The 25,770-nt window shown below is 30.2% G+C and carries 25 protein-coding genes; 24 read left to right on the forward strand and 1 reads right to left on the reverse strand.

All coding sequences use genetic code 11. The features are described 5' to 3' along the window. The 24 genes from L992_RS02755 to L992_RS02870 form a co-directional block, all read left to right on the forward strand. A partial coding sequence (locus L992_RS02755; protein WP_231549752.1) for an FtsW/RodA/SpoVE family cell cycle protein occupies window positions 1-1,327 on the forward strand: 1,327 nt, incomplete at its 5' end. A gap of 179 nt (window positions 1,328-1,506) precedes the next feature. Continuing rightward, window positions 1,507-3,618: a polyribonucleotide nucleotidyltransferase gene (gene pnp / locus L992_RS02760; RefSeq protein ID WP_047383556.1), complete on the forward strand. Its 2,112-nt coding sequence runs from the start codon at window positions 1,507-1,509 to the stop codon at window positions 3,616-3,618. 93 nt (window positions 3,619-3,711) lie between these two features. Then, window positions 3,712-5,052: a 30S ribosomal protein S12 methylthiotransferase RimO gene (gene rimO / locus L992_RS02765; protein ID WP_047394260.1), complete on the forward strand. Its 1,341-nt coding sequence runs from the start codon at window positions 3,712-3,714 to the stop codon at window positions 5,050-5,052. 23 nt (window positions 5,053-5,075) lie between these two features. Next, on the forward strand, window positions 5,076-5,645 hold the full coding sequence (gene pgsA / locus L992_RS02770) for a CDP-diacylglycerol--glycerol-3-phosphate 3-phosphatidyltransferase (RefSeq protein WP_047394262.1): 570 nt from the start codon (window positions 5,076-5,078) through the stop codon (window positions 5,643-5,645). Between the two features lie 10 nt (window positions 5,646-5,655). Beyond that, window positions 5,656-5,910 (forward strand): YggT family protein, encoded by a 255-nt coding sequence (locus L992_RS02775; protein ID WP_047383551.1) that lies wholly within the window; start codon window positions 5,656-5,658, stop codon window positions 5,908-5,910. A 48-nt stretch (window positions 5,911-5,958) separates the two neighbouring features. Beyond that, window positions 5,959-6,897, forward strand: coding sequence for a 16S rRNA (cytosine(1402)-N(4))-methyltransferase RsmH (rsmH, locus tag L992_RS02780; RefSeq protein WP_047383549.1), 939 nt, complete (start codon window positions 5,959-5,961; stop codon window positions 6,895-6,897). Window positions 6,898-6,917: 20 nt separating this feature from the next. Beyond that, complete coding sequence (locus L992_RS02785) at window positions 6,918-7,190, forward strand: hypothetical protein (RefSeq protein WP_047383547.1); 273 nt, start codon at window positions 6,918-6,920, stop codon at window positions 7,188-7,190. A gap of 18 nt (window positions 7,191-7,208) precedes the next feature. Further along, window positions 7,209-8,570 carry a 23S rRNA (uracil(1939)-C(5))-methyltransferase RlmD gene (rlmD, locus tag L992_RS02790; protein WP_047394264.1) on the forward strand — a complete coding sequence of 454 codons (1,362 nt, stop codon included), beginning with the start codon at window positions 7,209-7,211 and terminating at the stop codon, window positions 8,568-8,570. Between the two features lie 9 nt (window positions 8,571-8,579). Continuing rightward, entirely contained in the window at window positions 8,580-9,185 is a 606-nt protein-coding gene (gene plsY, locus L992_RS02795) for a glycerol-3-phosphate 1-O-acyltransferase PlsY (protein WP_047394267.1), read from the forward strand. A gap of 13 nt (window positions 9,186-9,198) precedes the next feature. Then, entirely contained in the window at window positions 9,199-10,200 is a 1,002-nt protein-coding gene (locus L992_RS02800; protein ID WP_047383541.1) for an NAD(P)H-dependent glycerol-3-phosphate dehydrogenase, read from the forward strand. Between the two features lie 96 nt (window positions 10,201-10,296). Further along, the gene (locus L992_RS02805) at window positions 10,297-11,121 is read left to right on the forward strand and encodes an RNA polymerase sigma factor RpoD/SigA (RefSeq protein ID WP_047383539.1); all 825 of its coding nucleotides are present in this window, start codon (window positions 10,297-10,299) and stop codon (window positions 11,119-11,121) included. A gap of 17 nt (window positions 11,122-11,138) precedes the next feature. Further along, a complete protein-coding gene (dnaN, locus tag L992_RS02810) occupies window positions 11,139-12,260 on the forward strand; it encodes a DNA polymerase III subunit beta (protein WP_047383537.1) in 1,122 nt (373 codons plus the stop codon). Between the two features lie 101 nt (window positions 12,261-12,361). Further along, the gene (locus L992_RS02815) at window positions 12,362-12,898 is read left to right on the forward strand and encodes a DUF116 domain-containing protein (RefSeq protein WP_047394270.1); all 537 of its coding nucleotides are present in this window, start codon (window positions 12,362-12,364) and stop codon (window positions 12,896-12,898) included. Continuing rightward, window positions 12,895-15,750, forward strand: coding sequence for a hypothetical protein (locus tag L992_RS02820; RefSeq protein WP_047394272.1), 2,856 nt, complete (start codon window positions 12,895-12,897; stop codon window positions 15,748-15,750). The genes L992_RS02815 and L992_RS02820 overlap by 4 nt, the downstream gene beginning before the upstream one ends. Then, window positions 15,747-16,079, forward strand: coding sequence for a hypothetical protein (locus L992_RS02825; protein WP_047383533.1), 333 nt, complete (start codon window positions 15,747-15,749; stop codon window positions 16,077-16,079). Before L992_RS02820 ends, L992_RS02825 begins: the two co-directional genes overlap by 4 nt. Window positions 16,080-16,113: 34 nt before the next feature. Continuing rightward, on the forward strand, window positions 16,114-16,725 hold the full coding sequence (locus tag L992_RS02830; RefSeq protein ID WP_047383531.1) for a MotA/TolQ/ExbB proton channel family protein: 612 nt from the start codon (window positions 16,114-16,116) through the stop codon (window positions 16,723-16,725). A gap of 12 nt (window positions 16,726-16,737) precedes the next feature. Then, complete coding sequence (locus tag L992_RS02835) at window positions 16,738-17,178, forward strand: biopolymer transporter ExbD (protein WP_047383529.1); 441 nt, start codon at window positions 16,738-16,740, stop codon at window positions 17,176-17,178. Between the two features lie 10 nt (window positions 17,179-17,188). After that, window positions 17,189-18,103: an energy transducer TonB gene (locus tag L992_RS02840; protein WP_047383527.1), complete on the forward strand. Its 915-nt coding sequence runs from the start codon at window positions 17,189-17,191 to the stop codon at window positions 18,101-18,103. Window positions 18,104-18,132: 29 nt separating this feature from the next. Beyond that, complete coding sequence (locus L992_RS02845; protein ID WP_047383526.1) at window positions 18,133-19,524, forward strand: sigma-54 dependent transcriptional regulator; 1,392 nt, start codon at window positions 18,133-18,135, stop codon at window positions 19,522-19,524. Between the two features lie 22 nt (window positions 19,525-19,546). Continuing rightward, the gene (dnaX, locus tag L992_RS02850) at window positions 19,547-21,007 is read left to right on the forward strand and encodes a DNA polymerase III subunit gamma/tau (RefSeq protein WP_047383524.1); all 1,461 of its coding nucleotides are present in this window, start codon (window positions 19,547-19,549) and stop codon (window positions 21,005-21,007) included. A gap of 56 nt (window positions 21,008-21,063) precedes the next feature. Beyond that, window positions 21,064-21,867, forward strand: coding sequence for a hypothetical protein (locus L992_RS02855; protein WP_047394275.1), 804 nt, complete (start codon window positions 21,064-21,066; stop codon window positions 21,865-21,867). 16 nt (window positions 21,868-21,883) lie between these two features. Continuing rightward, window positions 21,884-22,330, forward strand: a complete 447-nt coding sequence (gene rplI / locus L992_RS02860) for a 50S ribosomal protein L9 (RefSeq protein WP_047383519.1) — start codon at window positions 21,884-21,886, stop codon at window positions 22,328-22,330. Between the two features lie 6 nt (window positions 22,331-22,336). Next, window positions 22,337-23,677 (forward strand): replicative DNA helicase, encoded by a 1,341-nt coding sequence (gene dnaB / locus L992_RS02865; protein ID WP_047383518.1) that lies wholly within the window; start codon window positions 22,337-22,339, stop codon window positions 23,675-23,677. A 19-nt stretch (window positions 23,678-23,696) separates the two neighbouring features. Further along, window positions 23,697-24,914: a U32 family peptidase gene (locus tag L992_RS02870; RefSeq protein WP_047383516.1), complete on the forward strand. Its 1,218-nt coding sequence runs from the start codon at window positions 23,697-23,699 to the stop codon at window positions 24,912-24,914. Window positions 24,915-24,940: 26 nt separating this feature from the next. Here L992_RS02870 and L992_RS02875 read toward each other — a convergent pair whose 3' ends face one another. Continuing rightward, window positions 24,941-25,726 (reverse strand): peptidylprolyl isomerase, encoded by a 786-nt coding sequence (locus L992_RS02875; protein WP_047382007.1) that lies wholly within the window; start codon window positions 25,724-25,726, stop codon window positions 24,941-24,943. Window positions 25,727-25,770: the final 44 nt, after the last annotated feature.

Consider the following 25,770-nt stretch of genomic DNA (forward strand, 5'->3'; position numbering starts at 1 on the left):
AGAGCGCACGACTGTTAATCGTGTTGTCGCTGGTTCGAGCCCAGCAAGAAGCGCCATTTTTTTATTTTTTGTAAAAGATAAAATTGAAGGAGAGAATTCTATGGGAAATACTACAGGGCAATTTTTTCAAGAAAATTTAGAAAAAGCAAAAGAAAAGAAAAGACAAAAAATTAATAGATTAAAACAAAGAAGGTTTTCAATTTTTCTAATAGCGATTATATTAATGGTACTAAGTTCAATAAATATGGTTAGTGCAGCATTTTATATGAAGCCAGAAAATATAAAAAAACATTTTTTGTATATTTTAATATTTTTTATAATCTATTTATTTCTTGGAAACATAGGTAAGATAAAAAAATATAATTTGACATATAAAATTTTAAGTGAAAGAAAAGTAAATGGAATAGTTTTTTTAACAAGTATAGTCATTTTATTAGGAATGTATATAGGTGGAAAGATGGGGTTGTCATTTATTCCAAAAATAAATGGAGCTTATGGATGGATAAATTTGGGACCAGTATCAATTCAACCAGCAGAGATACTAAAATGTGCTTTTGTAATAAATATGGCAAATTGCTTAGCTAGAGCAGAGGATAATGATTTATCTGAAAGTGTTACAATCATAAATTCGTTGATATATCTATCAGTATACGGAGTTCTAATCTTAGCTCAAAAAGATATGGGAACAGTGATACATTATTTTTCAATTTGGGTATTTATGATTTTTATGAGTAAATTAAAAGATAAATGGATTTTAAGGGTTGGAACTGCGGGGATTACTTTAGGAATAACTGGTCTTGCTGCAGTATATAAGTTTGCCTCAGAAGAGGGAGCATCGTACAAGATAATGAGAATAAAAAGTTATATAGATGGACTTTTCTTTGGTAATTATTCAGATGACTATGGGTATCAAGTGAAACAATCCGTATATGCCTTTGGGAGTGGTGGCTTCTTTGGAAAAGGATATGCGAATGGTGTTCAAAAATACAGTTATCTTCCGGAGATACACACAGATTTCATAATGGCAACTTTTGGAGAAGAATTTGGAATTATTGGAATGTTTGTTGTAATAGGGTTATTTTTCGCACTATACCATTTAATAATAATTACAGGAAGAGAGAGTAAAAATTATTTTGGAAAATATTTAGCTATGGGAATTGGAGCACAAATAATAACACAAGTAATAATAAATATATTTGTGGCTGTGGGGTTATTTCCTGTGTTTGGATTGCCAATGCCATTCTTTAGTTACGGAGGAAGTGCGATGGTAACTATGGGGATTGCTCTTAGTTTAATTCATAGTATAAATATTGATGTAGATATTTAATAGATTACTTATTTATTAATAAGAAATTGCTTTTTAAATGTAAAAATGATATACTTTAATGTAAGAATATAGAGGATAAATATAAGGTAAGTAGTAAGAGATTAAAGCTAAATTTTTTAGTTTTAGTTCCTTATTATTTGCTATATTTATCCTCTACCAATTTAAAAGGAGGAAACTTAATGTTTAATGAAGTAAGTTTAAGCTTAGAAATAGGTGGAAGACAGTTAACGTTAAAAACTGGAAAAGTAGCAAGACAATCGAATGGTGCTGTTATGCTTCAGTATGGAGACACAATATTATTAAGTACAGTTAATAGAAGTAAAAGTGCAAGAGAAGGAATAGACTTTTTCCCTTTAACAGTTGATTATGTAGAGAAATACTATGCTGCAGGAAAATTCCCTGGAGGATTTAATAAAAGAGAATCAAGACCATCAACAAACGCAACATTAATAGCAAGATTAATAGATAGACCAATAAGACCAATGTTCCCAGAAGGATTCAAGTATGATGTACATGTTGTAAATACAACATTATCATACGATGGTGTTTCAACACCAGATTTCATGGGAATAGTTGGATCTTCAGTAGCTTTAACAGTATCTGATATTCCTTTCTTAGGACCAGTAGCTGGAGTAGTTGTAGGAATGATTGACGGAGAGTTTGTTTTAAATCCAACTCCTGAGCAATTAAAAGTGAGTGATTTAGATTTAACAGTAGCAGGAAGCATGGATGCAATAAACATGGTTGAGGCTGGAGCGAGAGAAGTAGATGAGGAAACAATGTTAAAAGCTATAATGTTTGCTCATGATAATATTAAAAAATTATGTCAATTCCAATTAGAGTTCGCAGCTCTTGTAGGAAAAGAGAAAATTGAATTTACAGCACCTGAAGTAATGCCATTAGTTAAAAACTTCATTGATACAAATGGAGCAGCTCAATTAAAAGAAGCAGTTTTAACAACTGGAAAGAAAGCTAGAGAAGAAGCTGTTGACGGATTAGAAGAAACTTTATTTGAAGCTTTCGTAGCAGAAAACTTCGGAGAAGAGGAAGTGCCAGCTGATGTAGTAGCAGAGTTCGCAAAGTACTACCATGATTTAATGAAAGAGCAAGTAAGAGATGCTATTCTTTATAACAAGCATAGAGTTGACGGAAGAGCAACTACAGAAATAAGAGATTTAGCTGCTGAAGTAGAAGTTTTACCAATCGTTCACGGATCAGCTTTATTTACAAGAGGAGAAACACAAGCTTTAGTTGTTGCAACTTTAGGAACTAAAGAGGATGAGCAACTAATTGATGGATTAGATGAAGAGTACTACAAAAAGTTCTACTTACACTATAACTTCCCTCCATACTCAGTTGGAGAAACAGGAAGAATGGGAGCTCCAGGAAGAAGAGAGTTAGGACATGGATCACTAGCTGAAAGAGCTTTAAGCTATGTATTACCTTCGATTGAAGATTTCCCATATACAGTAAGATTAGTTTCTGAAATAACTGAATCTAATGGATCATCATCTCAAGCTTCTATCTGTGGAGGATCATTAGCTTTAATGCACGCAGGAGTACCTATTAAAGAGCACGTAGCAGGAATAGCTATGGGTCTTATCAAAAAAGGTGACGACTATGTTGTATTAACAGATATCATGGGTCTAGAGGATCATCTAGGAGATATGGACTTTAAAGTTGCAGGAACAAAAACTGGAATAACAGCTTTACAAATGGATATGAAAATAGCTGGAATCTCTGAAGATATCATGAGAATTGCTTTAAAGCAAGCATTAGATGCAAGATTACAAATCTTAACTTTAATGAACTCAACTATTCAAAATACAAATGAGTTAGCACCAACAGTTCCAAGAATTCACCAAATGGTAATTCCAAAGGATAAGATAGCTGTATTAATCGGTCCTGGAGGAAAGAACATTAAAGGAATTATAGAAGCTACTGGAGCAACTATAGATATAGAAGACGATGGAAGAGTAGCAATATTCTGTCAAGGATTAGACGTTCTAGAAAGAACAATAACACTAGTAAACGGATATGTAAAAGATGTTGAAGTTGGAGAGGTTTATACTGGTAAAGTTGTAAACATAGCTAAGTTCGGAGCATTCATGGAGATATTACCTGGAAAAGAGGGATTATTACATGTATCGGAAATCTCTTTAGAAAGAGTAGCTAATGTTGAAGATGTATTAAAAGTTGGAGACACATTTGAGGTAAAAGTGATTTCTACTGAAAACGGAAAAATAAGTTTAAGTAGAAAGAAATTATTACAGGAAATGGCAGCTGAATAATTTTTAAATTAAGGGGGATAACACAGAGGACTTCAACCTCTGTGTTATTTTTCCGTAGAGTATAGAGTAATGTAAATTGAAGGATGGTAAAAGATGAAATTAGGTTTAATAAGTTTAGGTTGTAGTAAAAACTTAGTTGACAGTGAGCACTTAATTGGGCTTATGGTAGCTAGAAAAGGATTTGAAATAACAAATGATTTAGAGTTAGCAGATGTTGTGCTTGTAAATACGTGTGGATTTATAGGAGATGCTAAGGAAGAATCAATTCAAGCTATATTAGAAGTTGCTGAGAAAAAAGCTACAGGAAATGTAAAAAAAATAATTGTTGCGGGATGTTTAGCACAAAGATATGCAGACGAATTAATAGCTGAAATTCCTGAGATAGATGCAGTTGTAGGAACTGGTGAAATTCATAAAATTGAAGAGATTGTAGATACAATATTAGCAGATGAAAAAATAATCAGATGTGAAACTTTTGATTTCTTAGCAAACGCAGGAACTGAAAGAATATTGACTACAAATCCGCATACAGCTTATTTAAAAATAGCTGAAGGATGTAACAGAAGATGTACTTACTGTATAATTCCACAATTGAGAGGAAACTTAAGAAGTAGAACGATTGAGGATATAGTGGAAGAGGCTAAAGCATTAGCAGCAAATGGTGTAAGAGAGATAAACTTATTAGCTCAAGAAACGACAGAATACGGAATTGATTTATATAAAAAGAAAGCTCTTCCAGATTTAATAAAAGAGTTAGTAAAAGTTGAAGGAATCGAATGGGTAAGATCATATTACATGTTCCCTAACTCTTTAACAGATGAATTAGTAGAAGTTATAAAAAATGAACCAAAAGTATGTAAATACTTTGACATACCAATTCAACATATATCTGGAAATATTTTACAAAATATGGCTAGAGCTAAGTCAGGAGATCATATAAAGTCGATTTTAAATAAAATTAGAACAGAGATTCCTGAAGCAACAATCAGAACAACAGTAATAGTTGGATTCCCTGGAGAAACAGAAGAAAACTTCGAAGAGTTAAAAGATTTCGTAAGAGAGTTCCAATTTGATTATGTTGGAGTATTTAAATATTCTAGAGAAGAGGGAACTGTTGCTCATGATTTAGCAGATCAAGTACCAGAAGAGATCAAAGAAAGAAGATGGGCAGAGTTAACAAACTTACAAGCAGAAATAGCTGAAATCAAAAATAGATCAATGATAGGGAAAGTTGTTGAAGTTATGATTGATGGAGTATCTACAGAGAGTGAATTCATGTTAGAGGGAAGAACAAGAGGTCAAGCTTTAGATATTGATGGAAAAGTTTTAACAAACGATGGAACAGCTAAGCAAGGAGAAATCGTAAAAGTAAAAATAGAACAAAATTTTGAATATGACTATATAGGGGCAATTGTAGAAAACGAAGTTAAGTAGTCTAAAATAAGGAGGGGTCAGTCTTGAATTTGCCAAATAAACTTACAGCAATTAGATTAATATTAGCAATACCTTTTATATACTTTTTACAAGAATCGGCCAATGTTTCACAGAGTAATTTATACAGATTGATAGCATTTGGAATATTCATATTTGCATCATTAACAGACTGGTTAGATGGATATATAGCTAGAAAATATAATTTAATAACTGATTTAGGAAAAATAATGGATCCACTGGCAGATAAGATACTTGTTATTTCAGCATTAGTTATTTTTGTTAAGTTGGATTATATTCCTTCTTGGATGTCTATTGTTGTAATAGCTAGAGAGTTTTTAATAAGTGGAATAAGAACTATAGCTGCAGCAAAAGGAGAAGTGATTCCTGCTGGAATTTTAGGAAAATATAAAACAACAACTCAAATGATTGTTATCATAGTAATGTTATTCTTTGGTTTAGGAAATACTCCTGAAAAAACACAATTGTATAAAGTGATATATTTCTACGCGACACTAGTTCCAGTTATTTTAACAATCTGGTCTGGATGGGAATATTCAGTGAAAGCAAAGCATTATTTTTTAGGAGAGGAATAAGGAGAAAAATATGGGGTTAATTTATAGGTTAATAAACTTAGCTTTTGAAATTATGAATATACTTATATTAATAAGAATAGTAATCTCTTGGCTAGCACCATACTCAAGAAATGATTTTACAAATCTTGTTTATGCTTTGACTGAGCCAATCTTAAAACCTTTTAGAACTTTAATACCAATGGGAAATGTTAGAGTAGATTTATCACCATTATTGGCTTATTTTGCTTTGAAGATTCTAAGATATATTATTTTTTATTTATTATAATAGAATAGAGAAGCCGTTGGCTTCTCTATTTTTTGTAGGAGGAACAAAATGCACGAAATAGAAAGTGAATACCACATACCGGTATTGTATTACGAGACGTTAGAAACATTAATAACAAATAAAGATGGAGTATATGTTGACTGTACTTTAGGAGGAGGAGGACACTCTGAAGGTATATTAAAAGAGATTAGTGATAAAGGAAGACTTATCTCAATAGATCAAGATGATCAGGCGATAGAGTTCGCTAAAAAAAGACTTGAAAAATATGGAAAGAAATGGTCTGTATTTAAAAGTAATTTTGAAAACATAGAGAAAGTACTTTATATGGCTGGGGCTGATAAAGTTACTGGAGTACTTATGGATATAGGTGTTTCATCAACACAATTAGATGATCCAGAAAGAGGATTCTCTTATAGATATGATACAAGATTAGATATGAGAATGAACAGAAGTGATGCCTTATCAGCTTATGAAGTTGTAAATGAATATGAAGAATCAGAACTTACAAGAATCTTCTTTGAATATGGAGAGGACAGATTTGCTAGAAAAGTTGCTAGACTTATATGCGAGAGAAGACAAGAAAAAGCTATTGAAACAACTGGAGAGCTTGTAGAAATAATAAGAAAAGCTTATCCTCCAAGAAGTGAGAAGCATCCAGCTAAAAAAGTATTCCAAGCTATAAGAATAGAGGTAAACAGGGAGTTAGAAGTTTTAAAAAATGCAATAACTAAATCATTTGATAATTTAGAAAAAGGTGGGCGTTTAGCAATAATAACTTTCCATTCATTAGAGGATAGAATAGTAAAAAATATGTTTAGAGATTTGTGCACTGGATGTAAGTGCCCAATTGAATTACCAATTTGTGTTTGTAACGAAAAACCAAAAGGAAAATTGGTGAATAGAAAACCGATAACTTCAGGAAAAGATGAGTTACAGTTTAACAATAGAGCACACTCGGCAAAATTAAGAGTTATAGAAAAACTATAAAATTTTAAAGGAGAAACCTAATGAAGAGAAAAAAAGTTTTATTGACAACAGTTGGTATAATTTTAATCTGGTCATTTTATGGGTATCTTATAAGAACAATCTCATATTTAGAAAAAAACAATCTTAAGCTTGAAAGAGAGTTAAGAGAGCTTGAAAAAGAGAGAAGTAAAAGAATATATGAGTATGATTTACTTATGGACTTAAGAAAAATAGAGCAAGAGATGAATAAGCAAAAAAATATGGTTATATCGGAAAAAATAAATTTCTTTAAAATAGAAGATGGCTCTTTTTAAAAAAATAGGAGAGTATATATGAAATTAGAAAAAGGTCAAATAATTGAAATAAAAATAGAAAAAATTGTTTATGGTGGAGAAGGATTAGGATATTATAATGGTGAATTTGCTATGTTTGTTCCTATGTCTGTACCTGGAGATGTTGTTAAAGCAGAAATAATATCTTTAAAGAAGAGTTATGGGAGAGCTTTAATAGTTGAGATTATAACTGCAGGAGCTGAAAGAATTCAAAATTTGAATTGTATAACATTTGAAGATTTTCAAGGTTGTGATTTTGGAATGTTAAATTACTCAGCTCAAGTAAAATATAAAAAAGACATGGTTGAGGATGTAGTTAGAAGAATAGGTAAAAACAATGATATTACAGTTGAAGAAACATTGGAATCACCTATTGAAAAAAACTATAGAAATAAAGTTGTAGAACCATTCTCTTTGAACGGCAAAGAGATTATAACAGGATTTTTTAAAAGAAAAAGCCATGATGTATTCCAAGTTGAAGATAATATGCTAAACTCTGTTTTAGGAAATAAAATAATTACTGAATTAAAAACAATATTGAATAATTCAAAAGTAAGTGTTTATGACGAGAAAAAACACAGTGGAGTATTAAGACATATAATGGTGAGAACTAACTCTTTTAATGAGGCGATGGTCGTTCTTGTTGTGAATGATACTAAAGTAACTGAAACTATAAAAAACATTTTGAAAGAGTTAATGGGTAAAATATCTGAAATAGCATCGGTTTATGTATCTTTAAATGACAGAAAAACAAATGTAGCTATAGGAAATAAAAATATTCTTGTATATGGAGAGAAAACAATAAAAGAGGATATATCAGGAATTCATTTTAATATATCACCAACTTCTTTCTTCCAAATAAACTTAGAACAAACAAGAAGATTGTACGAGTTGGCAATTAGTATGTTTGAAAATATTGAAAATAAAAGAATAGTAGATGCTTATGCTGGAACAGGAACGATAGGAATGATTCTATCTAAAAAAGCAAAACAAGTTTATTCAATTGAAATTATCGAGTCGGCAGTAAAAGATGGAATAAAAACTGCTAAAGAAAATAATATAAGTAATGTTGAATTTATATGTGGGGATGTAAATAAAGAACTAGGAAAACTAATAAAAGTTGAAGCTGTAGATTCAATAATATTAGACCCTCCTAGAAAAGGAATTGATGAAGAAAGTCTTTTAAATATAGCTAAAGTTGGCATAAAGGAGATTATATACATATCTTGTAACCCATCAACTTTTGCAAGAGATGTAGAAATTTTAGAAAGAGAGGGATATCAGTTGGTTAGAGTCAAACCTGTAGATATGTTCCCTCAAACAAGTCATATAGAAGTAGTGGGAAGATTAGTTAAAAAATAGGAGGGTTTTATGGAGAAGTTTTTAATATTTGCAGTAGTTGCATATGTATTTGGTTCATTACCTTGTGGGGTTTGGCTTGGAAAAGCTACAAAGAATATTGATATAAGAGAGCACGGAAGTAAAAACTCTGGGGCAACAAATGCATATAGAATTTTAGGTCCAAAGTATGGTATAATGGTTCTAATATTAGATGCTTTAAAAGGTTATCTTCCATTATACTTAGCTAGTAGCTTCGGTGTAGATGGAATCCATATAATATTATTAGGGTTAGTAGCAATATTAGGACATACGTTTTCGTTCTTTTTACATTTTAAAGGTGGAAAAGGTGTTGCTACAAGTTTAGGAGTTTTTCTTTTCTTAATGCCAAAAGTAGTTGGAATACTTGTATTGATATTCATATTAATAGTTGGAATTAGTAAATATATCTCTTTGGGATCGGTTGTATGTGCAGGGTTGCTACCAGTACTAGCATATTTTTTCCCGGTTAGAGATGCGTCTACAAGAATGCCACTAGTAATAATATCATTAGTAGTAGGAATATTTGTGATATATAAGCACAAAGCTAATATTCAAAGACTTATGGATGGAAAAGAAAATAAATTTAATTTAAAGTAAGGAGATAAATTAAATGGAAAAAGTAGTTGTAATTGGAGCAGGAAGCTGGGGAACAGCTTTAGGAATGATTTTGGCAAAAAAGGAATATGAAGTTACAATGTGGGAGCACAACAAAGAGATTGCCGAAAAATTATCTTTAGAAAAAGAGAATAAAAGGTTGCTTCCAGGAGTTAAGTTTCCAGAAAAATTAAAGGTAACTTCAGAAATTGATGGACTTTTAACTGGTGTTAAATACATTATTTTTTCTGTTCCTTCACAAGTTTTAAGAGGAGTTATGGCAAAAATATCTCCACAAATTGAAGAGGGAATGATTTTAATAAATACGGCGAAAGGGATAGAGGTTTCTAGTGGAGAAACACTGTCGCACGTAATGAAGGATGAGATAAAAGGTAAATATCATAAAAATATAGTTATTTTATCGGGACCAACTCATGCTGAAGAGGTTGCACAAGAGTTACCAACAACAATAGTTGCAGCAGGAGAACTAGAGAATGCAAAAAAAGTTCAAGAGTTATTCAATACTGAGAACTTCAGAGTTTATGTAAGTGAAGATATAGCTGGAGTTGAACTTGGAGGAGCTGTTAAAAACTGTTTAGCAATTGGAGCTGGAATAGCAGATGGATTAGGCTATGGTGACAATGCAAAGGCAGCACTTATAACAAGAGGAATAGCAGAGATGATCAGATTTGGAAAGGTTATGGGAGCAGATGAGCGAACATTTTCAGGTTTAACTGGGATTGGGGACCTAGTTGTAACTTGTGCTAGTCAGCATAGTAGAAATAGATATGTTGGAGAGAGACTTGGAAAAGGAGAACATATAGATGATATTTTAAAGAGTATGGTTATGGTAGCAGAAGGTGTTCCAACAGTTAAAGCTGTATACGCAAAAAAGCTTCAACTAGGAATAAGCATGCCTATTGTCGAAGCAATTTATGGTATTATTTATGAAGGGGCAGATACAAAAGAGAAGGTTAAAGAGTTAATGACAAGGGAATTAAAAGAGGAGTTTTATTAAAAGAATTGTATTTGAGTAGTTACATGAGCAAAGATCAGAAAAAGCAACACGGAAATTCAAAATAGAAAAAGATAACTAATGAGGTATGGGGTGTATATGACAGAAAAAGATTTAGTTTCGTTTTATCTAGATGATATAAAAGAGTATGAAGTGTTAGACAAAGATGAAGAGGTCTCTCTATTAAAAAGAGCTAAAAATGGGGATATTGAGGCTAGAGAAAGATTGATTTTATGTAATTTGAGATTAGTAGTAAATGTTGCTAAAAAATATGGAAATAAAGGAATGGGGTTTATCGATCTAATAAGTGAAGGAAATTTTGGCTTAATACATGCTATTGAAAAATTTGATGTAGAAAAGGGCTATAGATTTTCAACATATGCTGTTTGGTGGATAAAACAAGCTATCAGCAAAGCTATTATAAGTAAAGGACGAGAGATAAGAATACCATCTTATAAACACGATTTATTAAATAAGATAAATAAATTTATAATGGATGCTGTTATGCTAAAGGGGGATTACCCAAGTATATATGACATTTCAGATGGATTAGGTATAAATTTAGAAAAAGTTCAGGATTTAATGGTTGAATTCCAAGAGACGGTATCTTTAAGTTCGCCGATAGGTGAAGATATTTATTTAGAGGATACAATAGCTAGTGAAACACATAGTGACTTAGAGGATACTATTATAAGAGATATAAGTGCAGAGCAGATAAATGAGATTTTAAATAAACTTAATGAACGTGAAAAACAAATTTTAAAACTTAGATTTGGATTTGATGGAAATCAAATTCATACATTAGAAGATATCGGTCAAAGTTTTAGTATAACGAGAGAGCGAGTAAGACAAATCGAACAAAAAACATTGGAAAAATTAAGAATACGTTATAGTGACTTACTGAAAGGAAACTATTACTATTAAAAGCAAGGAGGTTTAAATTGATTTTAAAAGTTAATAGACTAGAATTTTTAAAAAAAATAAAAATTGTAGAAAAAGCTATAAATGAAAATAAGATAAGGCCTATCATATCTTATGTTTACATTGAGACAAGAGAGAATAAACTTTGGTTTTGTGGTACAAACTTAGAATTGACAATTTCAACTCATATGGAGTGCGAAATATTAAAAGAGGGAAAAGCTGTATTTCAGCATCATTTGGTTGAAGAATATCTTAAAGAGATTAAAGATGAGATTATAACATTAAATATAGAAGAGGATGTTTTGACAATTGAAACGTCAGATTCAGCTTCGGAGTTTATATTAATGAATGCAGAAGAGTTTCCAAAAATTCAAGAGCCAGAGTTAAAAGATGAGGAGTTTGAGTTTAAATTAAAAAAGGTAGCATTAGCGGACTATTTTGATAAAGTAAAATTCTCGGCATCGATGTCAAGTGATAACCTATCAATAAATTGCATCAGATTAGAGATAGAAGAGAATAAAATTAAATTTATATCGACAGATACTTACCGTTTAACATATTTGGAGCACGAGTATTTAGACAACGCTGGAATATTTAAAGTGAGTATTCCTATAAATACAATAGATGCAATGTCTAAATTATTAAGAAATGGAAATGAAGATGAAATTGCATTTACTCAAAAAAATAAACAATTATACTTTAAGCTAGGGAATATCTCTATAGTAAGTAGAGTAATCGATTTACCTTTTCCGAATTATAAAACAATATTAGAAGCTAGTGGATATAATAAAAAATTGCAAATAGATAGAGTTGAATTTGAAAAAATGCTTAAAAGAATTCAAATATTTGTAAAAAATAATTCAGAATCTAAATTTGGAGCTATATTTACACTTTCTAATGGAACAATTGATATTGAAGGAATCGGAGAGATAGCAAAAGCAAAAGAAATTGCAAAAGTAAATTATGAGGGAGATAGTTTAAAAATCTCTTTAAATGTAAAGTTCTTATTAGAGTTTATTCAATCAAGTGATAGAGATGTTATAACATTAGAGTTTACAACATCAAATAGTGCTGTAAGAACAAGAAATATACAAGAAGATAATTATACTTACATAGTGATGCCTTTAGCTTTGAAAGACTAGATAATAAAAACTAGCTTACAGGGTGAGCTAGTTTTTTATTTTGCAAAGAGAAATGCTTTATGGTATAATTTGGATAATATTTTTTCATTTAAGGAGAAATAATGAGCAAATTTTATATCTTAAAAATCATTTATGAACTTCACTATTTCAGGTGTTTACTGGAAGAGTTACTATTTAAAAATCACACTGACAATAATAGTGCAAAAAAATTTATCAAATTTAATAACAAAAAAGTATTGAATTATATAAAAAAAACTCAAATAAATAAAATTGCAATATTATTACCTCATTGCATTCAAAAATATGATTGTAATTTAAAAATAACAAATAATGTAGAGAATTGTAAAAAGTGTGGACTTTGTGACATTTCTGAAATTGTAAAGATTCAAGATGAGTTTAGTAATATTAATGTGAAAGTAGCCACTGGAGGAACATTGGCACGAATGTATTTAAAAGAGTATAGACCAAATCTAGTTATAGCTATAGCTTGTAAAAGAGATTTAACTTCGGGAATTCGAGATTCATTTCCAATGCCAGTATATGGCTTATTTAATAGAATAGTGGAAGGACCATGTAAGAATACAAGGGTAGCTGTGAGTGAAATAAGAAAGGTATTAAGAGAGGTGGGGACAAGGTGAGAAAACTTAAACTATTTATAGCTGGAGTTCTAATATGTTCAGGATTGTTAGCTTCTGAAAAAGAAGATATTAAATTCTTAGACGAATTATTTCTTCAAAAAAAATATTCTATGGCACTTCAAGAGTCAAATAATTTTATAACAAAATATCCTCGTTCAAAGTATATCAAAAATATCAGAATAAGAATGGGGCAAGTGTATTATGTAGAAGGAAGATACCAAGAGTCTATAAATACTTTAAATGGATGTTTAAAAGAGTTAAAATTAACTCAAAATGAAACAAATAATATTTATCTATATTTAACTAAATCATATATTGGATTGAAAGATTTTGAGACAGCAACTAAGGCTGCAAACTTAATAAATAAAACTACTGTAGAAGGTAAAAATGATTATGAAGAAGCTCTTTTAGCTGTTGGAAAAGGCTATATGGATAATAAGGATTATATTAGAGCACAAAGAGAACTCACAAGTGCGCTTAGTTTACAGGGAAAAAATTATGAGGATGTTGTTTTAAATCTTGCTTTAGCTGCATATAATAATTCTCAATATATAAAAACAATTGTTTATTTAGATGAGTATTATAGAGGTGGAAAAGTCGGAATAAATCAGGAATTAGTTGATTACTTATACGGATCTTCATATTACAAAACGAATGAATCAACAAAAGCTCTAAATCATTTTAGAAAAGTGAAAGATAGTAAAAGTAATTCAGAATACAAAACACTATCAATTTTAACGATGATAGAAATTTATTTAAAGCAAGGAAATTCAAAAGAAGCAGAGAGTATATTGTCAACATTGGCTTCTGATCCAAAATTGTATAATACAGCTCTAAAAAGTTTTGGTGACTTTTACATAGTTAGAGGTTCAAATGATAAAGCTTTAGAATACTATAATAAAATTACAAATAAAGATATCGATGTAATATATGGAATAGCTCTTTCACAATATAGAATGAAAGATTATAGAAGTTCATTAGAGAACTTTAGACGATTATACACAACAAAATATAAAAACGAGAGTATATACTATCAACTTTCAATTGAATATTTAAATAAAAACTATAAATGGGTTTTAGGAAATAGAAATTTACTTACAGGATTAAACTTGAAAAGAGAGGAAGAGATTGCAATCAACAATTTAGTTGCAGCATCTGCTTTTGAAGAAGGCGAATTTAAAATAGCTGAAGATTACTATAGAAAAAACAATACTATTGCTCCAACAAAAGAATCTTTATATAGATTAATTGTAACATTGAGCAAAACAAAAGATAGAGGAGCTTTAAACACATCAATATCAGAGTTTAATTCTAAATACCCAGGAGATCAAGAATATAAGAAAAACATAACAATAATAACTTCAGATAATCTTTTAGCTGAAGGTAAAGGTGAAGCGGCAGTAAATTTATATAAAGATTACTTAGCAACAAATAGGGATTCTGATATAGTTTCGAATTTGATTGAAGTTATGATTGCTCAGAAAAAGTATAATGAAGTTATGCAATATTTAAATATGCAAGATGCTTCTTTAGAAAATACATACCAGAAAGGAATTGCTACCATGGGTATGGGACGATATGAAGAAGCGGATATGTATTTTAAGCAGATTGTAAATAATACTCAATCAGCAGACAAAGCACTATATGAAAAAGCTAATTATAATGTAATAAAAAATTATTTCCTTTGGGAAAAATATGAGGACGCTATTTCATCGGGTGAAAGTTATATAGCTGGAGATAATCTTTTTGCTTTAGAAGATGTAGTTGATAAAGTGGCAATAAGTTATTTTAGATTAGATAATCCAGAAAAAGCTAGAGAATATTTTGAAAAATTAAAGTTAGTTTCAAGTATGGGAGATTATGCTCAATTCCAAATAGGAGAAACTTATTATACAGAGAAAAAATATAAAGAAGCTATAGATGCTTATAAGATAAGTGCCCAGGAATCAAAAAATCCTGAATACAAAGAAAAAGGTCTTTATTGGCAAATATCTTCATTATATTTATTAAAGGACAATAAAGAGTTTGAAATAAAAAGTAAAGAATTCATAAGTTTATATCCTAACTCAAGATTAAAAGATAATATACTTTTAATGGAGGGAGAGTTATACGGTATTTCTGGAAATAGTTCAAACAGTTTAAAAACTTATGAAAAACTTTATAGTGAGACAAAAGATGAAACATTGAAAGAGAAATCACTTATGAAAGTTATAGAGTTATCTCAAAGTACTAAAAATCTTCAAAAAGAGTTAGAATGGATAAATAAGATAACGAATGATGATAAAAAAAGTTATTATATGGCTAACCATTTACAAAGGGAGAAAAAAATAGAGGAAGCTAAAGTCGAATTTGAAAAGTTAACATCTAGTTCGTCGTATAAAGATTATGCTGCAATAGGTTTAGGAGATTATTACTTTACAAAGAAAGATTATAGTAACGCAAAGCCATATTATGATTCGGTTATTTTACTAGAAAGTAGTGCATACAAGGATAAAGCTTTATTCCAAGTAGCAAATATAGAAAAAGAAACAGGATTATTAAATGAAGCTGTAAGAAATTATACTAAACTATATCTTTTATATCCAACAAGTGAGTTTGCATTAGAATCAAAAATAAGATCTGCTGAAGCATACGAAGGGTTGAATAGTTTTACAGATGCAATAGCACAGTATGATGAACTTTTAAAAACAGAGAGCAAAAATAAAGATTATTTCTTAGAGAAATTAATTTTCTTAAATTTAAAAATTGAGAAAAAAGATAACGCAAAGAAGTACTATGAGCAGTTAAAAAGAGAGAATGCAAGTCTTTCTGAAAAATACAAAGATTTTTTTAACGGAGGAGAGAACATATGAAAAAATTAGTTATTACAGGATTAATGATTTTATCTTTAGGAGTTTTTGCTAATGAGGATGTTATTATTGACAAACAGGTAACAGGAGTTAATAAGGAGCAATTAGAAAACTATCCAAAAGAAAGTAATGTTCAACTTGAAAAGAAAGTTATAAAAATAGAGGATACAAATATAAATGCAGATAAATTTAAAGATCAAAAACAAGTTATTCAATTAAATGAAAATAATGACTCTTTAAATAAAAGCTTAACAGAAACAGAAACTAAAACTCCAATATGGAAGTATATAATAGGGGTTGTAGCTTTAGTAACATTAGGAATAGCATTATAATAAAATTGCGAGAGAAAAATTAGGAGGTTCTAGAATGTACTGGTTAGTAAATGGTGGAATACTTATGTATTTTATAATTTTTATGTCAATATTAGGTGTTTATGCAATTATTGAAAGAGCGATTTATTTTAAAATGAATGAAAATATAGATATGTCAAGAATAAGACCTATATTACGTAATGCAATTGAAAAAAATGATATTAAAGGAGCTATCACAGCTTTAGGAAATCAAAAAAGTTCAACTGCAAAAGTAATCAAAGAAGTTTTAATCTATTGGTATAAAACAAGAAGTACAAACGTTGAAACTTTAGAGGAAAAGGCAAGAGAAATCGCTTTAGCACAAATTCCAAAGTTAGAAAAAAATATGTGGTTACTATCAGTAGTTGCTCATACGACACCGTTGATTGGACTGTTAGGAACAGTTACAGGGATGATAAAAGCGTTCCAAGCTGTATCGGTACACGGAACAGGAGATGCTTCAGTGTTAGCAAGTGGAATATCTCAAGCTCTATTAACAACAGCAGGTGGATTATTTGTAGCGATTCCATCAATCATTTTATATAACTACTTCAATAAAAAAATTGATGACCAAATAAATGATATGGAAAAAGGTAGTGCGGAACTAATAAACTACTTCAGAAAATAGAGGAGGGGGAGCATGAAACTTAACAGAATTAAAAGAAGATCAGGTAATTCTTTAATCCTTGAATTAACTCCCTTAATAGACGTAGTATTTTTACTATTAATCTTCTTCTTAGTTGCAACAACATTTGAAGATGTAAATAGTAGTATAAAAATAGATTTACCTACATCTACTGTAAAAAGTGCTAAACCAGTTAATGAATTACAGCTTATTATAACTAAAGATAGAGAGTATTTTATAAGTTATAAAGATAAGGGAACAAGTAAGAGAGATAAAATAAATGCTAGAGATATGAAAAATGCTTTAGCTCAGAAGTTAGCAGAATCAGATGATAAAAATGTCATTATAAGTGCAGATAAGAGTGTAAACCATGGTATAATTGTAGAAGCTATGACAGCAGCCAAAGAGGCGGGAGCTATCTCTTTAGATATAGATACAGCTTCGCCTGGAAAGTAGGTGCACATCTATGAAGAGACAAAATAGTGATTTAAAAATACTTATATTATCAATAGTAATAAACCTTCTTATTTTGTTTTTAATCCCGGGAATTAAGATAGATGAAATAGTTGATAAGAAGTTAAAAGTAGGATTAGTAACACTTGAAACGACAACAAAAAAAACGACAACAAAACCGGAACCTAAAAAGAAGGTTACTCCTGTAAAAGAGGAGAAAAAAGAAGAAAAAAAGGTTGTTCCTAAAGAGGAACCAAAACCAATAGAAGCAAAACCAGAAGTAAAAGAAGTTAAAAAGTTATCGTTAGATGATTTAGCTAAAAATATAACAAAAAGAGAAACAGAGTTTTTAGCAATAGATACACCTTCAGCAAGAGAGATAAATAGTGATTTAAAAAATGAACTCTTAGACAAAAAAAGTTTAGAAGAGATTCAAAAAAGACCAACAGTTGATCCAACAAAAGATATAAGAATATCTAAAGATGAAAATGTTTTAGAAAAAACAATGGAGTATCAATTAGATAATAGTTCTAGGGAATTAGCCTTCGAAGGTGAGGGAGAAGAAGAGTTAGGATTTAAGACAATGGTTGAAAAAAATGGAGCTGATGGCTTACCAAGTGGTTATAGGCTTGGAGTTGAAGATGGTGACGTTGTAGCTAGATGGGATCAAAATAATAGAGAACCAAGATATCCGGAAGCGGCTCAATTGAGAGGAATGCAGGGTAGAGTATTATTAAAAATACAAATAGATGAAGCTGGAAAAGTGACATCAGTATTTATAGAAAAGGGTAGTGGAGTTCCAGAGATAAACATGGCTATTGAAGAGATTGCAAGAACTTGGAGAATATATTTAACAAAAAATGGATTAAATATAAAAGGGAATGTAACATTAGAATATAGCTTTAAATTATTGGGGGCTTCTAATTAGAAGTAAAAATTAGAGGATGGTGAAGAGATTTGACTCTTTTAGGATTTAGATTAGAAAATGAATTAAAAGACGAGTTAGAAAGTAATTTTGAAAATGAATTGAGGTTTGCAGAAAATATAAGCTCTTTTATGGAATTATTAAAAGAGAGAAAATATGAAGCAGTTGTGATAGATGAAACAAACTTACAACAAGATGCTTTAGTAAACCTTGTAAAGAAAATTACGGAAACACATAAAAGATCAGTAATTATAATAATGGGAGAAACATCTAATTTAAAATTAGTTGCGGGAGTTATAAAAGCTGGAGCATATGACTATATTTTAAAACCAATTAGTCCGAAAGATGTTAATAAAATCTTAGAAAAAGCAGTTAAAGATCATAAACTTTTAGCTGAAAGAGTGGATAGAAACAAGAATACTGGTGATAAACTGATAGGACAAACGAAAGAGATTGTTGAAGTTTACAAAATGATTGGTAGAGTTTCTAATAGTAGAATACCTGTTCTTGTTGTGGGAGAGAAAGGAACAGGAAAAAGTAGTGTGGCAACTGCAATTCATCAATTTAGTGATTGGAGTTCAAAACCATTTTTAACAGTTAACTGTACTTCTTTCCAAAATAACTTATTGGAGAGAAAACTATTTGGATATGAGAAAGGTGCCTTTGAGGGGGCAGCTTTCTTACAAGTAGGAGATTTAGAGAAAGCCAATGGCGGAACGTTACATTTAGGAAATATTGAATCATTAAGTTTAGATATGCAATCTAAAATTTTATATCTTTTACAAGAGGGTGAGTTCTTCAGAATGGGAGGATCAGAACCGATAGAGATGGATATAAGAATTGTTGCAACAACAAGTGAGAATTTAGAGGAATTAATAAATAAGAAAATGTTTATTGATGAGCTATATAATAAGTTAAAAATATTAGAAATTAACATTCCTCCTTTAAGAGATAGAAAAGATGATATTCCATTTATTATCGATCATTATCTAGCTAGCTGCAACGGGGAGCTACATAAATCAGTTAAGGGTGTTAGTAAACCTGCGATGAAGAAGATAATGAGATATGACTGGCCAGGGAATGTAAATGAATTAAAAAATGCGATAAAATCAGCAGTTGCTCTTTGCAGAGGAAGTTCTATATTAATAGAGGAGTTACCAGGAAATGTAACGGGAAATAAAATCTCTAAAAGAAAAGGAGATAACCAAAGTTGGGTATTGACAGATTGGATAGAGGGAGAACTTTTAGGATTAAAAAACAATAAACAGAATAACTATTATGGGATAATCATATCAAAAGTAGAAAAAGAGTTAATACGTCAAGTTTTAGAGATTACAAGTGGTAAAAAAGTTGAAACTGCTGAATTACTTGGAATAACGAGAAATACATTAAGAACTAAGATGAATAACTATGGCTTAGAGTAAAATCTAAGCCTTAGGAGGAAAAATGCACGTAACATTATATAGAAAATATAGACCTAAAGGTTTTGAAGAGATAGCTGGAGAACATGAAATTGTTCAAACTCTAAAAAACTCTTTAAAATCAAACAGATTAGCACACGCTTATTTATTTACAGGACCTCGTGGTGTTGGAAAAACATCTATAGCTAGATTGATGGCAAAGGGTTTGAATTGTTTGACGAATGGAATAACGGATACACCTTGTAATATCTGTGAAAATTGTAAGGAGATTTCATCAGGAAACTTTTTAGATTTAATAGAGATTGATGCAGCATCAAATAGAGGAATAGATGAAATAAGACAGCTAAAAGAAAAAATAAACTATAGTCCTACAAAAGGTAGGAAGAAAGTTTATATAATAGATGAAGTTCATATGCTAACAAAAGAAGCATTCAACGCCCTATTAAAAACTTTAGAAGAACCGCCAGAACATGTCCTATTTATTTTAGCAACTACAGAACCCGATAAAATATTGCCAACAATTATTTCTAGATGTCAAAGATATGACTTTAAAAGTGTAAATTATAAAGATATGAGAGAAAAACTTTTATATATTGTCAATAGTGAAGGCTATGTAATAGATGAAGCAAGCTTAGTAGCTATATATGAAGCTTCTGGTGGAAGTATGAGAGATTCAATCTCAATATTAGAGAGATTGATGATAAATACAGAAGACAAAACTATTGAAATTGAAAAGACGGAAGATGTTTTAGGAATAACACCTATAAAAATAATAGATCAATTTATTTCAGTTATAGAAAAATCAAATTATTCTGAGGGGATTGAGCTATTAGAAGATATTTGGAAGAACTCTATTGATATAGAATTATTTTTTAAAGATTTAGCAAAAAGATCAAAAGATAGAATGATAAAAGGTGACTTAGATATTCAAAAAGGATTAGAAATAATAGATACAATATACGATATACTATCTAAATTCCGTCATGAAGAGGATAAAAGGCTTGTAGGGTATGTAATTCTGAATAGACTTACAGAGAAGAAAGAAAAAGAGATTATAGTAGAGAAAATAATCGAAAAAGTTCAAGAACCAGTAGAGATATTTGAAAATTCTTTAACAGATAAAATTGAAGAGTCACAAACTATTACAAAATTGTCATATGAAGAGGTAAAAGGTTCGTGGAATAAAATAGTTGATGAAGCGAAAAAAACTAAAATAACATTTGGAGCATTTTTAGTTAAAGCATATTTTAAAGATTTTACAAACAACACTTTAATTGTAGGTTTTTCAAATGATCAAAGTTTTGCTAAAAATATGATGGAATCAGAACCTTATAGATCATTATTCTTAGATGTAGTTAGAAAAGTTTTAAAAACAAAAATTATGATAAAATATGAATTACAAGAGGTTAATAGAAGTAAAGAGAAAGTAGAGGGAGAGGATTTCTCTAAAAAAATAATAGATTTTTTTGGAGGAGAAATAATATAGCTTAACAAAACTCTACCTTTATGGTATAATTATCCTGAATGTATTTAGGAGGAACAATGTTTTTGATAACAGGAGTAATAATAGCAGCCTTATTTTTAGTTTCAACACTGATGCCTTTTCTAAGTTGGGTATTACCTTTTTACAAAATAAAAAAATTAGAAAATGCAGATATGAAAACAAAAATTATAGCAAACATTATAGCTTTAGCTGCTATAGCTTGGGTAGATGTAAACTATCTTATTACTTATATAGGAGTTTTTTGTCTAATAGAATTATTGTATTATTTATTTAAAAAATATGGTGAAAAATTAGGTGAGTTTGATAAAATTTTTATTACGAGTTTGATAGTGGGTTCTTTAGTTTGTGCATATATATATTTTAATAGAGTCGGATTTAATATAGGGTTTGAAAATCTAAAAAATATGTATGTACAAAAGACAACGTTTACTCAATATGAAGTTGATATGGCTTTTAAATTTATGAAAGAGAATTTTATATATTTAATTTTTGCATATATGGGAATGACAGTATTTTTAACAAATTATTTTTTAAATAAAGAAAATTTTATGAATTGGGAAGCATCATATATGTGGCTAATACCGTATGTAGTATTGTTCTTTATAAAAGAATACACTCAATTTAAAGGAATAGTTATAGAAAATACAGTAGAAGTTTTAAAGATTATTTATATAATGTATTTTATAAAAATAGTTGCGGGAACATTGAATGAAAAAGTAAAAAAACAATCTTTATGTTTCACAGTAGGAGTTTTCTTAGCGATAATCTCTCCGGAATTTGCATTTATTTTTGGTGGATTAGCAAGTGGAATAAAAATAAAAATAGTAAAAACAAGAAGATAATTTAGGAGGAATTTTTATGTCAAAGATACAAGTAATTTTAACAGCAGATGTGGCAGGACAAGGAAGAAAAGGAGAAATTGTAAGTGTTTCTGAAGGTTATGCAAAAAACTTCCTATTAAAAAATAATAAAGGTATAGTAGCAACTCCAGAAGAGTTAAAAAAGATAGAGAATAAAAAATTAAAAGATGCGAAAAAAGCAGAAGAAGAAAAGAAAAAATCAATAGAGATAAAAGCTCTATTAGAAAGCAAGAAACTAGCAGTAACTGCAAAAATTGGAGATAACGGAAAGCTATTTGGTGCAATAACTAATAAAGAGATTTCAGCAGAACTAAAAAAAGAGTTTGGATTAGATATTGATAGAAAAAAAATAGAGTGCACTATTAAAAGCTTAGGAGAACACAAAGTAGTTGTAAAATTACATACAGATGTAAAGGCTGAGGTTTTAGTGGTAATAAAAGGATAGTGAAATATGGAAGATATAGAAAAACTTAGAAAAATTCCAAGTAGTTTAGAAGCTGAAAGATCTGTTTTAGGAGGAATATTTTTAAAACCAGATATATTTAGTGAAGTAATAGAGGTAATTCATTCAGCAGATTTTTATAAAATGGCTCATAAAATAATTTTTGAAGTGATGCAAGAGGTTTATAATTCTGGAGAATCAATCGATCCAATTATAGTAATGGATAGATTAAAAAGAAAAGATAAGTTTGATGATATTGGTGGAGAGGCTATATTCTATGAGATAATAGAAGAAGTCCCAACGGCTGCAAATATTTTAACTTATGCAAAGATTATAAAAGAGAAAGCTACTTTAAGAAAACTTGGAGATATAGGAACTAAGATAGTAGAGATGACTTATGAAGGTTACGAAGATGTGGATACTATTTTAGATAAAGCTGAGGGAATGATATTTAAAGTTGCCGAAAGCAAAGAATCAAAAGATATAATAAGCTTAAAAGAAGTGGTAACTAATGAGTTTGAAAGATTAGAACAACTTCTTCAAAATAAAGGTGTAACAACAGGAATATCAAGTGGATTTAAACATTTTGATGAAATGACTAGTGGATTCCATCCATCAGACTTAGTAATTCTTGCAGCAAGACCATCAATGGGTAAGACAGCCTTTGCACTTAACTTAGCTTTAAATGCAGCAATGAAGGCTGGTAAAGGCGTTTTAGTATTCAGTCTAGAGATGTCTAGCTCACAATTATTACAAAGACTTCTAGCAATAGAAGCTGGAATAGGATTACAAAAAATAAGAAATGGTTTCTTAGGTGAAGATGATTGGGGAAAATTAGGAATAGCTAGTGGAAAATTAGCGAATGCTGAAATCAATATAGCAGATGTTCCGAATGTAAATGTTTTAGAGATTAGATCGATTGCTAGAAGATTAAAAGCTGCAGGAAGATTAGATATGATCTTAATAGATTATCTACAACTTATAAAAGGAACAAGTGGAAAATCAGATAATAGACAGCAAGAGATTTCAGATATTTCGAGATCTCTAAAAGGTATAGCAAGAGAATTAGATATCCCAATAGTAGCTTTATCACAGCTATCTCGTGCTCCAGAACAAAGAGCTGATAGAAGACCAATGCTATCGGATTTAAGAGAATCAGGAGCAATTGAGCAAGATGCGGATATGGTTGTATTTTTATATAGAGATGATTACTATAATGATGAATCAGAGCAAAGAGGTATAACTGAAGTTATTATAGGGAAGCAAAGAAATGGACCGGTTGGTACTGTGAACTTGAAGTTCTTCCATGAAATTACAAAGTTTGGAGATTACACAACTAAGGTTGAATAGAGAAAGGTGAGAGAAAAGAATGAAAAGAGCAGAATTATTAGCTCCAGCAGGAAATATGGAAAAGTTAAAAATGGCTTTCCACTATGGAGCAGATGCAGTATTCTTAGGTGGAAAGATGTTTAACTTAAGAGCTGGAAGTCATAACTTTAATGACGAGGAGTTAAAAGAGGCAGTAGATTATGCACACTCTATGGAGAAAAGGGTGTATGTGGCATTAAATATAATACCTCATAACGATGAACTAGATTTATTACCAGATTATGTAATGTATCTAGAGAAAATTGGAGTAGATGGAGTTATAGTTGCAGACTTAGGAGTATTCCAAGTTGTAAAAGAACATACAAACTTAAACATAAGTGTAAGTACTCAAGCAAGTAATACAAACTGGCGTTCAGTAAAAATGTGGAAAGATTTAGGAGCTAAAAGAGTAGTTTTAGCAAGAGAGATTTCATTAGATAATATAGCTGAAATTAGAGCTAAAGTACCTGATATTGAGCTAGAAGTATTTGTGCATGGAGCTATGTGTATGTCTATTTCAGGAAGATGTCTATTAAGTAACTATATGACTGGTAGAGATGCTAATAGAGGAGATTGTGCTCAATCATGCAGATGGAAGTATAACTTAGTTGAAGAAACTAGACCGAATGAATATATGCCTGTTTATGAAGATGAGAGAGGAACTTATATATTCAACTCGAAAGATTTATGTACAATAGAAATAATAGATAAGATTCTAGATTTAGGTGTGGATTCACTTAAAATAGAGGGAAGAATGAAGGGTATTTATTATGTTTCAAATGCTGTAAAAGTATATAAAGACGCATTAAATAAATACTATTCTGGAGAGTATGAATACGATCCGACTTGGATGGAAGAGATTCAATCAACTTCAAATAGATCATATACTCAAGGATTCTACCATGGGCAACCAGGAGAAGAAGCTAATAACTACAACGACAGAAATTCATATAGTCAAACTCATCAATTAGTTGCAAAAATTGAGGAGAAGATTGGAGATAATGAATACGTATTAGGTATTAGAAATAGAGTTTTAGAAGGTGAGTCTTTAGAGGTTATAACAACTTCAGGAAAACCAAGAGTTATAACTATGCCAAAAATGACATTAATAACTAAATCTGGAGAAGAGGAAGTAGCAGCAGCTAATCCAAATTCAGTTGTAAGAGTAACTTTAGATGGTGGATTTGAAGCCATGGATATGATTAGAAGAGTTAAATAAAAAAGAGGCATTGCCTCTTTTTTATTTTAATTATTTTTAGTTTCTTTTATCTTCTTTTCAGTTGCTCTAATAAATCTAGGTATAAGCCATTCTTTCTCTTCTTCAGTTTTAGTATCTTTTTTAGCATAGATTACTTTTAATTCATCATAATAAGCTTGAACATCTCCACTGAATTCAGATCTATCTTTTATTGGATATTTTTTTAAGTTTGGAAACTCTTTATCTAAAATAGCATTCCATTCTTCAACTTGTGATTTATGTAGTGATAAGAACAAGTCAATATCTCCTGAGAATCTAATCTCTTTAATAACATCTCCAACTTCAAGCTTTTTAATGTTGTTAAAGTCTTTTTCATCAATAAACTCTCCAAATATAGTGTGTTTATTGTTTAACCAGTCAGCAGGATAAAGAGTGAAGAAGAACTGAGAACCTCCAGTTTCAGGACCAGTATTAGCCATAGCTAACATTCCAGGTTGGTAGAAGTCTAACCATTTAGAAAATTCATCAGGAATAGAGTAACCAGGACCTCCATCTCCTCTACCAGTAGGGTCTCCACCTTGAACTACAAAGTTTTCAACGGCTCTATGTATTTTTGTATTGTCATAGAATCCTCTTTTAGCAAGATTTATAAAATTAGCTACAGTTATTGGTGAAGCTTCAGGATATAAATAGAAACTAATATCTCCTTGAGTTGTAACAAATGTAGCTCTAATATTGTTATATTTTACCGCTTGAGTCTTACTAGTAGATGAACAAGCTGTTACAACAACTAATAACATCACTAGAGATAGTAATTTAATGATTTTTTTCATATGTACCCTCCTGTATTTACTGCTAGTATTATACTATATAAGAA

Source organism: Cetobacterium sp. ZOR0034 (assembly GCF_000799075.1).
Taxonomy (GTDB): Bacteria; Fusobacteriota; Fusobacteriia; order Fusobacteriales; family Fusobacteriaceae; genus Cetobacterium_A.

Excerpts from the sequence above, each read along its gene's own strand:
- L992_RS02875 (WP_047382007.1), bottom strand. The coding sequence starts at position 25,726 with ATGAAAAAAATCATTAAATTACTATCTCTAGTGATGTTATTAGTTGTT.
- L992_RS02855 (WP_047394275.1), top strand. The coding sequence starts at position 21,064 with ATGTTTTTGATAACAGGAGTAATAATAGCAGCCTTATTTTTAGTTTCA.
- L992_RS02800 (WP_047383541.1), top strand. The coding sequence starts at position 9,199 with ATGGAAAAAGTAGTTGTAATTGGAGCAGGAAGCTGGGGAACAGCTTTA.
- rimO (WP_047394260.1), top strand. The coding sequence starts at position 3,712 with ATGAAATTAGGTTTAATAAGTTTAGGTTGTAGTAAAAACTTAGTTGAC.
- rsmH (WP_047383549.1), top strand. The coding sequence starts at position 5,959 with ATGCACGAAATAGAAAGTGAATACCACATACCGGTATTGTATTACGAG.
- L992_RS02825 (WP_047383533.1), top strand. The coding sequence starts at position 15,747 with ATGAAAAAATTAGTTATTACAGGATTAATGATTTTATCTTTAGGAGTT.
- L992_RS02840 (WP_047383527.1), top strand. The coding sequence starts at position 17,189 with ATGAAGAGACAAAATAGTGATTTAAAAATACTTATATTATCAATAGTA.
- dnaX (WP_047383524.1), top strand. The coding sequence starts at position 19,547 with ATGCACGTAACATTATATAGAAAATATAGACCTAAAGGTTTTGAAGAG.
- L992_RS02835 (WP_047383529.1), top strand. The coding sequence starts at position 16,738 with ATGAAACTTAACAGAATTAAAAGAAGATCAGGTAATTCTTTAATCCTT.
- dnaB (WP_047383518.1), top strand. The coding sequence starts at position 22,337 with ATGGAAGATATAGAAAAACTTAGAAAAATTCCAAGTAGTTTAGAAGCT.
- L992_RS02815 (WP_047394270.1), top strand. The coding sequence starts at position 12,362 with ATGAGCAAATTTTATATCTTAAAAATCATTTATGAACTTCACTATTTC.
- rlmD (WP_047394264.1), top strand. The coding sequence starts at position 7,209 with ATGAAATTAGAAAAAGGTCAAATAATTGAAATAAAAATAGAAAAAATT.
- L992_RS02870 (WP_047383516.1), top strand. The coding sequence starts at position 23,697 with ATGAAAAGAGCAGAATTATTAGCTCCAGCAGGAAATATGGAAAAGTTA.
- plsY (WP_047394267.1), top strand. The coding sequence starts at position 8,580 with ATGGAGAAGTTTTTAATATTTGCAGTAGTTGCATATGTATTTGGTTCA.
- pnp (WP_047383556.1), top strand. The coding sequence starts at position 1,507 with ATGTTTAATGAAGTAAGTTTAAGCTTAGAAATAGGTGGAAGACAGTTA.
- L992_RS02830 (WP_047383531.1), top strand. The coding sequence starts at position 16,114 with ATGTACTGGTTAGTAAATGGTGGAATACTTATGTATTTTATAATTTTT.
- L992_RS02775 (WP_047383551.1), top strand. The coding sequence starts at position 5,656 with ATGGGGTTAATTTATAGGTTAATAAACTTAGCTTTTGAAATTATGAAT.
- rplI (WP_047383519.1), top strand. The coding sequence starts at position 21,884 with ATGTCAAAGATACAAGTAATTTTAACAGCAGATGTGGCAGGACAAGGA.
- L992_RS02805 (WP_047383539.1), top strand. The coding sequence starts at position 10,297 with ATGACAGAAAAAGATTTAGTTTCGTTTTATCTAGATGATATAAAAGAG.
- L992_RS02785 (WP_047383547.1), top strand. The coding sequence starts at position 6,918 with ATGAAGAGAAAAAAAGTTTTATTGACAACAGTTGGTATAATTTTAATC.